Below are 15,243 nucleotides of genomic sequence, written 5' to 3'. Positions count from 1 at the left end.
TCATTCCCCAACGCTGATGGCGACTTTGTGCCGAGCGAGCATCGTCAACAGGTGCACAAAGTTGCTGGGGTAATCGATGAGGTAGCGTTTGATCGTATGAGGCTCGCGATACATTCGATAAAACGCGCGCAGGTGCAGGCGATTGATCATCGCCGGGTAGTACTGCCGCGTGGCCAGGGCTTCCTGGCGAATGAACCCGCCACAGGTGAAGGCGACACCGCGAAAGCCTGCGCGCAACGCATCCTGTTCGAACTGCTCTTGCAGTCCCGCGCCCAGGCCAACGATCAGGATGTCCGCTTCGCTGTGGCAAATGTCGGCCTGAATGGCCTCGGCCTGCGAGGTATCAAAGTAGCCGTTGTGGTAACCGGCGATGGCCAGTTGCGGGTAGAGGCTCTTGATCTTGCTGATGAACAGATCCAGTTCAACTTGCCGAGCGCCGACGAAATACACGCGCTTGCCCAGCTGCTCAGCGCTGCCGAGTACAAGATCGGCAATCGAGGTGAAGTCAAAGCTGACCCGGCCGATCGTCTTGCCGGTTACGCGAGACATGAAGGTCGACATCAGCATGCCGTCGCAAAAATAGTTGATGGTGCTTGGGGTCTGCCCGAACACGCTGCCGATGGAGGCGAAGTTGATGAAGGAGTAGGCCTGGTTGGCCTCCAGTAATTTCGGTGAGTACTGCCCGACTAATTCCAGCTTGAACATGGCGCGGCTCCTTTCAGATGACTGAGGGGGTCTGCCGCCCCACGGAAACGTAGGTGAAGCCGCGTTTGCTCAAACGCTGTGGATCGAACAGATTGCGTCCGTCGAAGATCAACGGCTGTTTGAGCCGCTGACTGAGCAGGTCGAAGTCCGGTGCCCGAAACGATTGCCACTCGGTGACGATGATCAGCGCGTCGGCATTTTTCAGTGCCGCTTCCTTGGTGCCTGCCAACGTCAGGTCATCGCGCGAGCCATAAATGCGTTGGGCTTCTTCCATGGCTTTTGGATCAAACGCCTGAACGTTGGCGCCGGCCTGCCACAAGGCCTCCATCAATACGCGGCTGGGGGCTTCGCGCATGTCGTCGGTGTTGGGTTTGAAACTCAGCCCCCAGAGGGCAAAGGTCTTGCCGCGAAGGTGGCCGTCGAAGTGATTGAACACTTTGCTGTACAGGCTGGTTTTCTGTTCCTGGTTGCGCGCCTCGACGGCCTTGAGGACCCGGGCATCAATGTCGACGCTGGTGGCGGCATGTATCAGCGCTTTCACGTCTTTGGGAAAGCACGAGCCGCCGTAGCCGAGGCCGGGGTAGATAAATTGATAACCGATGCGTGGGTCGGAGCCGATGCCGTGGCGGACATTCTCGATGTCGGCACCGAGTTTTTCGGCGAGGCAGGCCATTTCGTTCATGAAGCTGATCTTGGTCGCCAGCATGCAGTTGGCGGCGTACTTGGTCAGTTCAGCGCTGCGAACGTCCATGACAATGATTTTTTCGCGGCTGCGATTGAACGGTTCATACAGCTCGCGCATGACCTCTTCAGCACGCGGGCTGTCGGTGCCGATGATGATCCGGTCGGGCCGCATGCAGTCTTCGACCGCGCAGCCTTCCTTGAGAAATTCCGGATTGGAGACCACGTCGAACGTCAGGTCGCTGCGATTGTTGTCGGCCAGTACCTGCTCGACACGCTCACGCACAAGGTCCCCAGTGCCGACCGGCACCGTGGATTTGTTGACGATGATGTGGTGCCGATCCATGTTCAACGCGATGGTTTGCGCCACGCTCAACACGTATTTGAGGTCTGCCGAACCGTCTTCGTCTGGCGGTGTGCCGACGGCAATCAACAGCACATCGCCATGGTGAACGGCCTCGGCCAGATCAATGCCGAAGCGCAGCCGGCCACTTTGATAGTTGTCCCGCACAAGGTTTTTCAGACCCGGCTCGTAGATGGGCAGCGCGCCTTCCTTCAGCGCCTCGACCCTGGCAGCGTCGACATCGACGCAGAGCACGTTATGCCCAACCTCGGCCAGTGCGGCGCCTTGAACAAGGCCCACGTAACCAATACCGAATACGCTCACATTCATGGTCAAACCTCAGGTCGTCGTGACGGTTGTCAACGCAGGGCAGGGGGGGCTGTAGAGCTGGGGCAGGGGTCAGTAGATGTTTTTCGAAAACAGCGTGAAGGGCGTCTTGATGAGGATTTTTATGTCGAGCCACAGCGACCATTGGTTGATGTAGTTGAGGTCTTGGGCGACGCGCAGCTGCATCTTTTCCACCGTCTCGGTTTCGCCGCGATGCCCGGTGATCTGGGCCAACCCGGTGATGCCCGGCTTGAGACGATGGCGGGCCATGTAGGCGCGGACTTTGCCGGTGTAATAAATGTTGTGAGTGACGGCATGCGGGCGCGGGCCGACCAGGGCCATCTGCCCGGACAGGACATTGAACAACTGGGGCAATTCGTCGATGGAACTGCGGCGCAGCAAGCGTCCGATCGGGGTGATGCGGTCATCGTCACGGGTGGCTTGGCGCACCTCGTGGTCGTCGTGGACGCGCATCGAGCGAAACTTCCAGACCTTGATCACTTCACCGTTGCAACCGTGGCGGTTCTGCTTGAACAGCACCGGGCCTGCGGAGGTCAGCTTGACCGCTGCCGCCACCACCAACAGCAATGGGCTGAGCAGAATAATCGCCACGGTGGCCAGGCTGCGCTCGAACAAGTCTTTGCAAAACAGGCTGGCCGGATGCGAGCTGATCAGGCTTTCATTGAGGTAGATGGCCGGCATCCGCTCGATTTCCGAGATCGAATGGTTGAGCAACACCATGCTGCCGAAATCCGGGATCCACACCACGTCGACATTCATGTCCAGCAGGTCGATGTAGAGCGCTTCGATGGTGGCGGCATGCGCCATGGTCAGCACGACGTAGACGCGACGCACTTCCAGGCGCGTGATGATTTCGCGGATCGCGTCAACGTGACCGAGCAGCGGCAGAATGCTCGGGGCCGGGCCGCTGTTATCGGCGGCGGCGATGAAACCCAGTACCAGCGCGCGATTCGGCCTGGAGAGTTTTTTCGCCAACTCATGGGCCGTCGGGCAGGTGCCGATGATCACTGAACGACGCTCGTTACAGACCTTGCGCGAGTGCAGTCGGGCCAAATAATGAAGGGGCAGAAAACTCGCCGCCTGCACCACGAAACCCAGCACCGCCCAGACAATGATCACCTGGCGCGAAAACGTCGCACTGGTCTGGGTGATGAAGGCAATCGCTGCGAGCACGGCCAGCAGGATCAACCAGCCGGCGAGTAATCTGCCGAGCCCGACCAGCAGGCCATGGCGTTTGTGGTAGACCCTCATCAGACTGTAAATCGGCACTGAACCGAGCACCGTCAGAATGATCAGGATGCGGTATTCGCTGGTCAGACTGCCGACGCGCCAATACACGAGCAGCATCAGCAGCGAAGTCACCAGCGACAGCGCACACAGCCACTGGCCCCAGAATGTCAGGCCACGGCGTTGCGTCATATGAGCGGTATAGAGCGGTGTCATCGGCTTAACCTCAGGCAACAGTCATCCATCAGCGCTAATCAGGCAGACACGAGGTGTCTCCTGAAGGCTGTTCCGTAGTTCGGCAGAGGTGAAGCGGTTGTGTGATGGCAGAACGGGGGCAACGGCAGGCTTGTTCGCCCGACGTTACCTGGGCGCGAAGTCGTAGTTATAGAACGCCCGGGAGTGGTGGTGGCCGTACTTGCGCGCCTTGCGCAGGTCCACCTGATTGAGCACGGTGCCAAATACCGGCACATGGCTCTGTTGCAACATGGCAAGGCCCCTTTGCACTTGGCTGATGGGCGTGCTGTCGGCCTTGACTACATAGATCACCGCATCCGAGTGCTTGGCCAGCAACAACGCGTCGCTGATCATCTCCGCAGGGGGTGAGTCGATGATGATGTGGCGGTAACGTGATCTGAGTACCTCAAGCATGCGCGCCATGCGCGGCGAGCTGAGCAAATCCTGTGGCGGCGGCTGCAACGCGTTCGGCGAAGTGGCAGGGGAAGGCAGGCGCGGCGCGGCGAACATATCCAGCGAAGGCGGCAGAACCTTCCCGGCCGGCAGCATGTCCAGGTTGCCCACCGAAACGATGCAGTCTTCGAGCCTGGCGGTGCCTGCAATGACGTTCGCCAGTCCCGGACTGTCCGGTGGGAAGTCGAAGTTCAGCGCCAGGGTTGGCTGACGCATGTCAGCATCGATCAACAGCACCCGCTCCAGCGAACTCAGTGAACTGGCCAGGTTGTTGGCAATGGTGCTTTTACCCTCACCGGCAACGGTCGACGTCACCAGGACCACCTGTGAGGGCATTTCGCTGCTTTGCAACATCAGCCAGGTGCGCAGATTGCGAATGGTCTCGGAAAAACGCGGGTTGTCGTTGTCTTCGAACAAGCGCGCCAGTTGCCGGCGAGTTTTCTTCGTTACCAACGGCACGACGCTGAGCAGTGGAATGTTGAGTGCGCTTTCGATCGACTCGTCGGTTTTGAAGGTATTGCTCAGGCTCTCGAAGAGCAGCGCCAAAGCAACGCCGATCACCGCAGCGATCAACCCGACGATCCCGACAATCAAAGTTTTACGGGGCTTGCTCGCCTCAACTGGAACAATGGCCGGGTCAACAATGCGCACTTTGGTCGAGTCCATGTCGGCGGTGGCCGTGGTCTCTTTCAAACGGGTGACGAACGTTTCATAGAGCGCGCGGGAGCTGTCGACCTCACGCTGGAACTCGCGTAACTGGAACTCTTTACGAGCGATGTCCTGGATTTGCGCCTTGTTGCTGTTGAAGGATTGGCGCAGCGAGGCTTCACTGGCCGTCGCGAGCTGGTATTGCCGTTCAATACCGGCCACCACTTGCTGGACTTGCAATTGCAGGCTGGTGGTGGCGGTGCGCAATTCGGACTGCGCTGACACCAGGCTCGGGTGTTTTGGACCATAGCGTCCCGCCAGTTCATCAACCTTGGCCTGGGCCAAGGCGCGGTCCGCCTGAAATTTCTGCACCAAAGGGTTGCTCAAGACGGCAGGCACGCTGGAGAGCCGACTCAGATCGCCATTGCTCAGAGACTTCGCCTGGCGGTACTCGCTCTCGGCTTCAGCGCGATTACGACGGGCGTCAACCATGCGATTACCGGTCATTTCCAGTTCGTTGGCGCTGATAGTGGCAACCCCACCAACGTCGACCAGACCTTGCTCTTCGCGGTAGCCCTGAAGCTTTTTCTCGGCCGCACGCAAGTTGTCACGCAGCTTGACCAGCCTTGTGTTCATCCACGCCGTGGTGGTTTGCGACGACTTCTCGCTGGTGTCGAGCTGGCTGTCGGTAAAACCCTGGGCCAGCGCATTGGCTGCTGCTGCCGCCAGATCAGGGTCGGGCAGCTCGACCTCGATTTCGAGCAATTGGCTCTTGCCGACGAACTTGACGCTGGTGTGCAGCATGAGGTTCTGCGTGACCTGATTGAAGACGTCTTCTTCGGTGAGCACATCTTTGAGCGGCATCAACATGCCCAGCCCCGGAACCCACTGCTCGAGGTCAAGATTGGTCAGCCATTGGCGCGGTGTGAACCAAGGCTTCGGTTGCTGCCGCGGGTCGGTGACCGGGTGAGTCGTCAGGCCGAGTTTTTTCACCGCGCGTTCGGCAAGATCCCGCGATTGCAGGAGCGCTTGCTGGGTCTGCAAGTAATCCGTGGCGTTGCCGCCTGAATCCTTGACTTGCTGGAAGGACATCAGCGGAGGCGTTTTATCGTTGAACAGCAACGTGGTGCTGCCGATGTATTGCGGGGTGATGGTCGAGACCACCACGACCGCCAGCAGACCGCTCACCAGAACCAGCCATCCGATGCTCCATTTGGCACGCCAGATCACCCTCCAGAGCTTTAAAAGATCAATGGTGTCCTTGTCTTCGCTGTACTGCTGATGCAGATGCGCTTGAAGAGGACGTTCGACGTAGGTGCTAGGGCTGTTGTCCATGATTAGAAAAAGCCTTGTGCAATGGAAATGGTGTCGCCGGGGGCAATCGTGGTGTTTCGCGTAACGTCATCGGTGAGGGTCGAACCACCGTCACCGCGCAAGATGGTCACGCGCTTGATTGAGGCCCGCTCGGTCAAGCCACCGCCCAATGCGATGGCTTTCTCTAGCGTCAGGCCGGGCACGAATGGATAGCTGCCGGGTTTTTTCACTTCGCCATTGATGTAGAACGAGCGGTATTCGATCTGGCTCAGGCTGACTTTCGGGTCGATCAGGTAACCCTGTTTAAGCCCGTCCACAATGATTTTTTCGACTTGGCCGGGGGTGAGTCCTTTGGCGGAAATCTCGCCCAGAAAAGGGTAGGAAAAGGTGCCAGCGTCGCTGAGACGGATCTTTTTCAGGCTCAACTCCGGCTCACCGAACACGATGATGCGCAAGACATCACCAGCAGCCAGTTTGTATTGAGTGCCGGGGTCTGCTGCATACGCAGAAGGGACAAAAACCAGCGCGAACAACAAGACAAAGGTGTGTGTGTTCATGTCGAGACCCTCTTAAAGGCTGACGTTGAAGCTGATCTGAAACACGTTGCGGCTGAAGCTTTCATTGTCGGCATCAGAATCGTTGTCGCGGAAGCGATAACCGAGTTCGATATCCAGCCATCGGCGCATCGCGTACACCACCGCCAGGTTGTAGTCCTGAAGGTTGTCGGTTCGGTTTTGACCTTCGTAGACATAACGCCCGACCCCGGCTTGTGCCACCGTGGTGATGCGTTCCGTCCAGCCATGACGCCAACCCACCTGGGTGAACGTCGACTTCACGGCTTCAGCGCCATCGTCACCTTCAGCGAGGGCCTGGCGAGCAACAAAAGTAAACGTCGAGTAAGTTCGCGGCTTCCATTGCAAATCCACTTGCCAGGTGGGGTTGTTGAGGTCATTGGATTCGTCGCTGTCGAAATTCTTTCGCTCATAACCGAGGCGGACTTTGCCCGTGGTGCGAGCCGTGAAATCCCATACGGCACCGGCCAGCACGGCATCTGATTTACTGCTGCGCGGACTGTTGGCTTGCTGGTAATCAAAGTTGGTGTGGTCATATTCCAGCAGGCCTCGGGTATTACTGCCGATGCGGTGGTACCACGTGCTGGTAAGTGCTGTGGTATTGCGTTCTTTGTCGTCGTTGATGCCATCGGCATTGTCGTAACGCAGTTCGGCGTAATTGGCCCCGAACTCGAGTTGATTGTCAGCGCTCTTCGCGCCGAAGGTGTAGAGGCCACCGACCTTTTTGTTGTTGAGCTTGTCGTTGACGCCTTCGACCGCCGTCGATTCCGTACGCTCCCATTTCCGATATTCGGCTTCGAGTTTCAGCCGATGCCGGTCGGTGAACTCCATGACGCTGTCCGCACGCACACGTTGCGCCGTGTTCGAGGCATCCGACTCGTCGTGATAGATGTAGCGAGTGGGCTGCCAGATCAGCCGAGTGGCGCTGTTGCGATCTTCGGCTTTGAGTTCGAAGGAGGGCGCCAACTTGGTAATCATGGAAGACTGCGTATTGTTTTCCACTTCGCGAAAGTTGTCGTCATAACTTTCTGAAAACAAAAAAGACGGAGTAAAGTCGAATCCGTAAACATTTATCGCTTGCGGTTCAATACTCCAGGCCATTCCAGAATAAAGAGAGGCCGTCATCAGTACAACAGGGCAACGTGACATCAAGGCCATGTTATAGCTCCTGAGGAAAAGGCATATAAAGGCAGGCAGCTAGTTATAGGTTTGATAGCTGGGTTGTTGACGTTCAAGAACGCTGAGTGGCAAGCAGACAGATTGTTCCCGGTTGAGAAACTGCAGAAGGATCATCACCCGGTCGGTACCGTGCGCAGCAACGAATACGCCCTCGAGTGGCGACAGTGGGCCGCTGATGATCTGTAAATGCTCGCCGGGTTTGAGCGCTTCGTCCGCGTCCGACTCTGATTCAAGACAGCGCCCACGCAAGTGCTCGATGACGTGCTCTGCCACCGTCGCAGGACCATGGTTGAATTCGACAATGCGACTGACACCGCGAGTGGAACGCAAGGACGCCCAATTGTCGTTGCGGCTGAGTTGGATAAACAAATATCCGGGGAAGAGGGATTCCAACACCCGCTGTCGTTTCCCGCGAATGACGCGTTCACTGACTAGCTGGGGGTGGTAGACCACATAATTCTGTTGGAGGAGGTTGAGGTGGGCACGTTCATCCTGACGTGGTTTGCATTGCAATAAGTACCAATTAGGTCGATCTGAGCTGGTTGCTGGCATGCTGGTAAACTCTGTAATGATCGAAAGTTTATGCAGGCAGTAGCTCAATGGTGGGCTAAGAAGAGACCGTTGGCAGAAGAGTGTTTTTATTATGATGTAACGCAAGGGTGTTTCAATAATGAATCACATAAGGTTTCATTAAGGTGCGTGACGCCAGGGCGTGACGCTATATTGTGCAGCGCACTAGGAGCGATTAACCGTCTAACTTTTACAGAGACAAAGCTACCGCACGGTCTGCATATCGCAGCGTTTATGATAGGTAGCTAAGTAGTTGTCTCTAAAATGTCAGCTGTCGAGTAAATTAGCGCTCGCGCCTTGTTCGACGAGACCTTGGTAGTTATCGGCCAGTCTTCACGGTCTGTCAAACGTTCCTTGTCAAAAAACACGCCATTGATCCAATAGTGAATTCGGTCGATTACATCATGTTGTTTTTATTGAGTATTTATTTCTGACGGATGGCTCGGAATTTTTTCGTCTTTCAAGGTGAAGGCTAATAGGAAAGATCAACAGGTGAATCCCCATAGTTGGGGATTATTATAAAGTCTGGACTGCGTTTCCCGATCAACGCTATAAGTAATCACCTATTGAGTTGATTGGAGCAGGGACTATGACCGTTCTTGTGACAGGTGCTGCGGGCTTTATTGGATATCACACGGTCAAACGATTGACTCTGGACGGTCACACAGTAATAGGCATCGACAACCTCAACGATTATTACAGCGTGGCGCTCAAACAAGCGCGCCTCAAGCAGTTGAGCGAGCTGCAAGGTTTCCGTTTCCACACGATGGATATTGTCGATAAGCCGGCCTTGATGGCGCTGTTCGATGAGCACGATTTCACCGAAGTCGTCCACCTGGCCGCTCAGGCGGGTGTTCGCTATTCACTGGATAACCCGGATGCCTACGCGCAGTCGAATCTGGTGGGATTTTTGAATGTGCTGGAAGCCTGTCGACATTATCAGCCCGCGCATCTGATCTACGCGTCGAGCAGTTCGGTGTACGGTGCCAACAGCAAGCAGCCTTACAGTGTCGACGACGCGGTCGAGCAACCGGTTTCCCTGTACGCCGCCACCAAACGCGCTAATGAATTACTTGCCCACAGTTACTGCCATCTCTACGGGCTGAAGGCCAGCGGGCTGCGGTTTTTTACCGTTTACGGGCCATGGGGTCGACCGGACATGGCGCTATTCAAGTTCACCGAAGCGATCCTGCAGGGCCGTCCGATCGATATTTACAACCATGGTCAAATGGCGCGGGACTTTACCTACGTCGATGACATTGTTGAAAGCATCGTGCGGCTGTGTCCGAAACCGCCGGTAGCCGACAAGGAGGGCGAAGGCGTCAACCGCATTTTCAACATAGGGCGCGGCAGCCCGGTAGCGCTGCTGGATTTTGTCGATTGCCTGGAGACGGCATTGGGCACAAAGGCTCAGCGCAACTTTATGCCGATGCAAGCGGGCGATGTCATCAATACCTGGGCCGATGTTTCGGCGCTGGCAGAATGGATCGGTTTTTCTCCGCAGGTGGAGGTTGAAGCAGGGGTGGCGCAATTTGTGAAGTGGTATCGCCAGTATTATCAGGTTTAACGCCTATGGCTGATTCGTTCTGGTCAGTGGCACCAGCGTTTAACAACCCTCTCGAGTGGAAAGATCAGCCTCTACGCAGAGGTCTTGCGGCATATCGATGTTCGCCTGACGCGCTGAAGTCAGTACTTTCGCGCCTTCAGCGAGAAGCAGGTTGACCAACGCTTGCCGACACCTTTCGTGCCGCCGGTTACCAGGATCCGCTTGCCGCCCAAATCAAGATTCATGGCGTAATCTCTAGAGAGTGAATCCGACCATCTTGCAGCGTAAACGCGTGGTTCAAATTGATTGGACTGCCAGGGAAGTTGCCAGTAACGCGAGCCGTGACGGTCAATGTGCCAGCGTACTCGGCCACCTCAATTGGCTCGACCTGGTATGTAAACGCCTGCCGGGCTTCGCGCTGCCATGATTCGATTGCCTCGAGCCCTTCGTGTGTGCGGTTTTCGTCAAACATCTACCCTAGGAGGGCGGTTGGGCAATCGAGCGAGTATGAGTGTCAGCCACTCGCAGTTTTATGTCGGTCGCTCAGGTCAGCAGTTAATCCCCGGCGGACATTAGATAATGTCCGCCGGGTTTTCAGCTCTTACTTAGGCATCAGCACTGTGTCAACCACATGGATGACGCCGTTGGACTGCATGACGTCAGCAATGCTGATCGCGCTTTTGCCACCTTTGGCGTCCATCACCGATAGTTTTCCATCGTGCGCCATGACGGTGAATGACTCCCCCTGCACGGTTTTCAACACAACCTTGCCGCCATTCATTTTGGCGTCCGCCATCAACTGCTTGGCGGTGTGAGTACCAGCAACCACGTGATACGTCAGTATCTTCGTCAAGTCTGCCTTGTTTTCCGGTTTGACCAGTGTGTCTACGGTTCCGGCGGGTAATTTGGCAAAGGCTTCGTTGGTTGGTGCGAAGACGGTAAATGGACCTTTACTATTAAGCGTGTCCACGAGGCCAGCGGCCTTGACCGCCGCCACTAGAGTCGTGTGGTCTTTCGAGTTGACGGCATTCTCGACAATGGTCTTGTTCGGATACATGGGGGCACCACCTACCATGACGGGTTCGGCGGCAAAGCTTGGTGACGCAGCAAAAAAGAGGGTAGCGAAGCAGACCGCGGCGATGCGTTGAGCAAGGGTAAGCATGGTACTTCTCCTAGATTCTTCGGTCCTTCGGATGAAGGTGATAAATGTACGGAGCAAGTCCCTGAACGGATGCATCAGGGCGACCATATTTTCCCTTGGGCGATGACCGGTCTGGTCGGCACCCTGATAGGTGAGCCGTTCAAAGATTCTAGAGAGAATGTAGGCATCGGCTGACAGTAGGCACAGTGAACGAGGTTTGCCATCAGCGTCGACCGGCTTGAGCGCTCTTATTCTGCCAATAGGCGGATCGAGTGCGGACTGCACGTTCGTCGGCTCTCCGGCTATGTATGATTGACAACACTCCTACTCCGGCTCCGCGAATCTGTCGATTGCATCGTCTAGGGCTTCAAGTAAGCATCCGTAGTACGACCGGATGCTCGTTTAATGATGAAGCGGCTCAACTCTAAGCCGCGACTTGTCGTCATTTGGCGTTAGCTGCTTTTTCGATCAAGCTGGCAACGATTTTCGGGTTGGATACCATCACCACATGAGAGGCGCCCTTGACTGCGACGGTTTGCTTGGCATGTGCCCGCTCGGCCATGAACACCTGGGCTTGTGCCGGGATGTTCTTGTCGGCGGTCCCATAGACGAACCAAGAAGGAATGGTTTTCCAGGCCGGCTCGGTCGATGCTTCGTTTAGGGCGGCGACAGTGACGGGACGTTGAGTCGCCGCCATGACGCGTGCGTCAGCGTTTGAGACGTCCGCCGCAAACTGGTCGTGAAATTTGTCTTGTTGGATATACAGATCCTTACCGCCGTCAGCCAAGGCTACTGGAGGGGCGAGGGTAGGGCCCAGCGTACCGCCTGGGAAACGTCCAGATAATTCTGCGGTGGATTCACCTGCTTCGGGTGCAATGGCTGCGACGAATACCAGCGCTTTAACATTGGTGTTGCCATAAGCCGCTTCGCTGATGACCGGACCACCATACGAATGCCCGACCAGCACAACGGGCGTTTTGATGCTGGCGAGCACGTCGGCGACCGACTGCGCATCACCTTTGAGTGAGCGCAACGGGGTCGACGCTGCGATCACTGGGTAGCCATCTTTTTCCAGAATTTTGACGACGCCATTCCAACTGCTGGAATCGGCGAAAGCGCCATGAACCAATACGACAGTCGGTTTGACCGGCGCAGCCATCGCTGCGGTGGCTGTAACCATTGCGGCCGCTAAGGCCAGGCCTGAGAATAACTTGTTCATCTAGAGTTCCTGTGTGTGACGAAGGTTGACGCAATTCCATCAATTTGTGCCGGGTACAGAATCTGCCCTCCCTTTCGGGTGGGCACGTAGTAAGTCTGTGCAGCGATTCAGAACCTTCTTTGCATCATCAAGAAAAACGAATTTCATTAAGTTGATGCCTCTGCGGCCGGTTGCAAATCAATGCACTGCGTGGCCCATGGTCTGCCCTAAACAAACCCGGGAGAACGACCAAAAAAGACAATCTACTGTTCCGGTTTTTGAAATGGCCGCGATTATTTCGGTCGGGAGAGGCGTTGCGCTTGAGGGGTTATTGAATTCAAAACTGATGAAATTCGACGGAATGCGTCCCTGCACAACCTCTAGAGAAGATCCTTTGATTTAGATCAGTTCGCGCAAAATCAATTTAGAGTCCTCGATGCCCTGTAGGCCAGATGCCGATACTCGTTAGCCCGCTCACTCCCAAAGGCTTTTTCTCACTACTGCCTTCAAGTACTTTTCGCGAACGTCGATACAGCAAAGACAAAAAGGGAGAATCTCATGCAAATCAATGCCGCTGCCCACGCTTCGATTAAAATCATAGAACCCTCAAATGCTGCGAAATCAGTGCCGAGTGAGACGTCAGGCGACTCCGACGTACCAGCAGTTACCGAAGGTGTAAAAGTGACTTTGTCCCCCGAGGGGACTGCGAAAGCGTCAAGTGAGACCGACAAAAATGCGGATATCGACGCTAGCAATCTACCGGATGGCGTTAAAAAAATTCTCAAAGCGATAAGAGACATCCAAGAGAAAATTCAAAAGAAAATGGAAGAATTGGATGCCATCAAGAACAATCACTCTCTGAGCGAAAAAGAGCGTGAGGGGAAGGTACAGGGCATTCTCGGGGAGTTAGGTATTCTCACTAGCCAGCTCACTACTACCACGAATGATCTGCACCGCACAGAAAACGAGATGAAGCTCTCGTCTTCGATGAAAAAGCTTTCGAACTCCCTTTCAGCTCCTAGAGATTGACATACACCGCCGCACATGGAGCCTCCACGAACGTCACCGGAAAGCGGTGGGGGTGCAACCTTCTTTCAAGAGACCATCGTCATTAAGAATGGCGTATCACTCACAGCCTTCGACCACGTTGACCCGGTAACGCTCCTCCGCGAGTTCTGACCAGCCAAGCAGGTCGGCCCGCCTCAGGCTTGTCGGCACTCGATTCGGAAGAGACCTCCATCTGCGTATTGCTCTAAATCCTTCCCGAATAGATTGATTGCCTGTTCAGAAGCCTCTACCAACATTGTTTCATCCTGCACAATTAAGCCATGACATCTCTGCTCATTCTCTAAACCCCATTTATTGGTGAAACTGTTCCCAGAAGCGATCAACTATTGGAGTTGTCGCAGCGTTCTCCATTAATGGGAGATTCCAATGTTTGGCACTCATCAATCCTGTCCTGGCGTCTCCCATCCGGATACCTCAATGGTGCTTCATCGTGAGCACGAAGCCGGCTTCTTGCTTCCCCAATTCATGGGGGGCTTGGCAAGTGAGACCAGCGGATTAGGCATGACTGATTTGTGCCAACCGCAATCAGGCGGAGGTTTTTTTTCGAGGCTTTGTACCTCACTGATGCATTCGCTGAAGCTCCGGTCGTTATTCCTCAAATGAAATTGGACAGCCGGGCGCTGTGCATTCCCTGCAGAGAACTGAAATGAGCTACGACTTCGATCTATTTGTCATTGGTGCCGGCTCGGGTGGAGTGCGTGCTGCAAGGTTTGCAGCAGATTTTGGTGCAAAAGTAGCGGTTGCCGAAAGTCGATACTTAGGCGGCACGTGTGTGAATGTCGGCTGCGTTCCAAAAAAGCTGTTGGTTTACAGTGCCCATTTTTCTGACGACTTCGAACAGGCCGAAAGCTTCGGCTGGACAGCGGGCAAGGCGAATTTCGACTGGTCATCGCTTATTGCGAACAAGAACCGTGAGATCGATCGTCTCAATGGCATCTACCGTAAGCTTTTGATTAATAGCGGCGTCACGTTGCTCGAAGGCCATGCGCGATTAGCAGATGCGAACCATGTTGATGTAAACGGCCAGCGTTTCAGCGCTGAGCGGATTTTGATTGCGACTGGCGGTTGGCCGCGGATCCCGGAGATTCCGGGACACGAGTATGCGATCACTTCGAATGAAGCATTCTTCCTGGAAGAGTTGCCTAAGCGAATCCTGGTGGTCGGCGGTGGTTACATTGCCGTCGAATTCGCCGGCATTTTCAACGGGCTAGGAGCTGATACTCGGCTGCTGTACCGAGGCGATATGTTTTTGCGAGGATTCGATCAGTCGGTTCGTACTCATCTGGCAGAGGAGTTGACTAAGCGCGGGTTGCGATTAGATTTCAACACTGACATTGTCCGAATTGATAAGCAGCCAGACGGAAGTTTGCTAGCGACGCTTCAGGATGGAACGCAGCTCGAAACTGATAGCATCTTCTACGCCACTGGTCGAAGGCCTATGCTCGATAGTCTTGGGCTGGAAAACACACGCGTCGAACTCACCGAGGCTGGCTATATTGACGTGAATGAGCACTTTGAAACTCGCGAGCCTTCCATATTGGCTCTGGGTGATGTTATTGGCGGTGTCCAGTTGACACCCGTTGCGACAGCAGAGGGCATGGCAGTCGCCCGTCGGTTGTTCAAACCTGAGCAATATCGTCCGGTCGATTATCGGCACATTCCGACCGCTGTGTTCAGTCAGCCGAACATAGGCACGGTGGGGCTTACCGAACAGCAAGCCGTTGATCTGGGCCACAAAGTAGTTGTGTTCGAGAGCAGGTTCCGCCCTATGAAATTGACTCTCACCGAGTCGTCAGAACAGACGCTGATGAAGCTGGTAGTGGACGCAGAATCTGATCGAGTGCTGGGATGCCACATGGTCGGTCCGGACGCGGGGGATATCATTCAAGGCTTAGCGATTGCTCTTAAAGCGGGTGCCACCAAACGACTTTTTGATGACACTATCGGCGTTCATCCGACTTCCGCAGAAGAGTTCGTTACCCTCCGTACGGCGGTGAGCAGCAGGTGACTGATCAG

Annotated in this window: 12 protein-coding genes; 3 read left to right on the top strand and 9 right to left on the bottom strand. The window is 55.3% G+C overall.

What is annotated here, in order from left to right; genetic code table 11:
• The 7 genes from ACA074_RS14135 to rfaH all read right to left on the bottom strand — a co-directional run bounded on the left by ACA074_RS14135 (position 1) and on the right by rfaH (position 8,256).
• On the bottom strand, positions 1–705 hold the full coding sequence (locus ACA074_RS14135) for a WecB/TagA/CpsF family glycosyltransferase (protein ID WP_187679860.1): 705 nt from the start codon (positions 703–705) through the stop codon (positions 1–3).
• A 13-nt stretch (positions 706–718) separates the two neighbouring features.
• Positions 719–2,059, bottom strand: a complete 1,341-nt coding sequence (locus ACA074_RS14130; RefSeq protein WP_305443810.1) for a UDP-glucose dehydrogenase family protein — start codon at positions 2,057–2,059, stop codon at positions 719–721.
• 69 nt (positions 2,060–2,128) lie between these two features.
• Positions 2,129–3,520: an undecaprenyl-phosphate glucose phosphotransferase gene (locus tag ACA074_RS14125; RefSeq protein ID WP_262410365.1), complete on the bottom strand. Its 1,392-nt coding sequence runs from the start codon at positions 3,518–3,520 to the stop codon at positions 2,129–2,131.
• Between the two features lie 144 nt (positions 3,521–3,664).
• Positions 3,665–5,974 (bottom strand): GumC family protein, encoded by a 2,310-nt coding sequence (locus ACA074_RS14120; protein WP_497677165.1) that lies wholly within the window; start codon positions 5,972–5,974, stop codon positions 3,665–3,667.
• A gap of 2 nt (positions 5,975–5,976) precedes the next feature.
• Positions 5,977–6,510, bottom strand: coding sequence for a polysaccharide biosynthesis/export family protein (locus tag ACA074_RS14115; protein WP_489880471.1), 534 nt, complete (start codon positions 6,508–6,510; stop codon positions 5,977–5,979).
• A gap of 12 nt (positions 6,511–6,522) precedes the next feature.
• Positions 6,523–7,626 carry an outer membrane beta-barrel protein gene (locus ACA074_RS14110; protein WP_497659651.1) on the bottom strand — a complete coding sequence of 368 codons (1,104 nt, stop codon included), beginning with the start codon at positions 7,624–7,626 and terminating at the stop codon, positions 6,523–6,525.
• A 96-nt stretch (positions 7,627–7,722) separates the two neighbouring features.
• Positions 7,723–8,256 carry a transcription/translation regulatory transformer protein RfaH gene (gene rfaH, locus ACA074_RS14105; RefSeq protein ID WP_497677164.1) on the bottom strand — a complete coding sequence of 178 codons (534 nt, stop codon included), beginning with the start codon at positions 8,254–8,256 and terminating at the stop codon, positions 7,723–7,725.
• Between the two features lie 607 nt (positions 8,257–8,863).
• Here rfaH and ACA074_RS14100 point away from each other — a divergent pair.
• Positions 8,864–9,841, top strand: coding sequence for an NAD-dependent epimerase (locus ACA074_RS14100; RefSeq protein ID WP_497677163.1), 978 nt, complete (start codon positions 8,864–8,866; stop codon positions 9,839–9,841).
• Positions 9,842–10,421: 580 nt separating this feature from the next.
• Here ACA074_RS14100 and ACA074_RS14095 read toward each other — a convergent pair.
• Together ACA074_RS14095 and ACA074_RS14090 are read right to left on the bottom strand one after the other, a co-directional pair.
• Positions 10,422–10,982 (bottom strand): fasciclin domain-containing protein, encoded by a 561-nt coding sequence (locus ACA074_RS14095; protein WP_489880564.1) that lies wholly within the window; start codon positions 10,980–10,982, stop codon positions 10,422–10,424.
• Between the two features lie 421 nt (positions 10,983–11,403).
• Positions 11,404–12,180, bottom strand: a complete 777-nt coding sequence (locus ACA074_RS14090; protein ID WP_489880474.1) for an alpha/beta fold hydrolase — start codon at positions 12,178–12,180, stop codon at positions 11,404–11,406.
• A 537-nt stretch (positions 12,181–12,717) separates the two neighbouring features.
• Between ACA074_RS14090 and ACA074_RS14085 the strand changes: the two genes are divergently transcribed.
• Both ACA074_RS14085 and gorA read left to right on the top strand, forming a co-directional pair.
• Positions 12,718–13,188: a chemotaxis protein gene (locus ACA074_RS14085; protein WP_489880475.1), complete on the top strand. Its 471-nt coding sequence runs from the start codon at positions 12,718–12,720 to the stop codon at positions 13,186–13,188.
• 685 nt (positions 13,189–13,873) lie between these two features.
• The gene (gorA, locus tag ACA074_RS14080) at positions 13,874–15,235 is read left to right on the top strand and encodes a glutathione-disulfide reductase (RefSeq protein WP_497677162.1); all 1,362 of its coding nucleotides are present in this window, start codon (positions 13,874–13,876) and stop codon (positions 15,233–15,235) included.
• Positions 15,236–15,243: the final 8 nt, after the last annotated feature.

Source organism: Pseudomonas sp. LBUM1655, assembly GCF_059716085.1.
The sequence above is the reverse complement of the archived record's forward strand: the minus strand, read 5'-3'. Positions and strand labels throughout refer to the sequence as shown.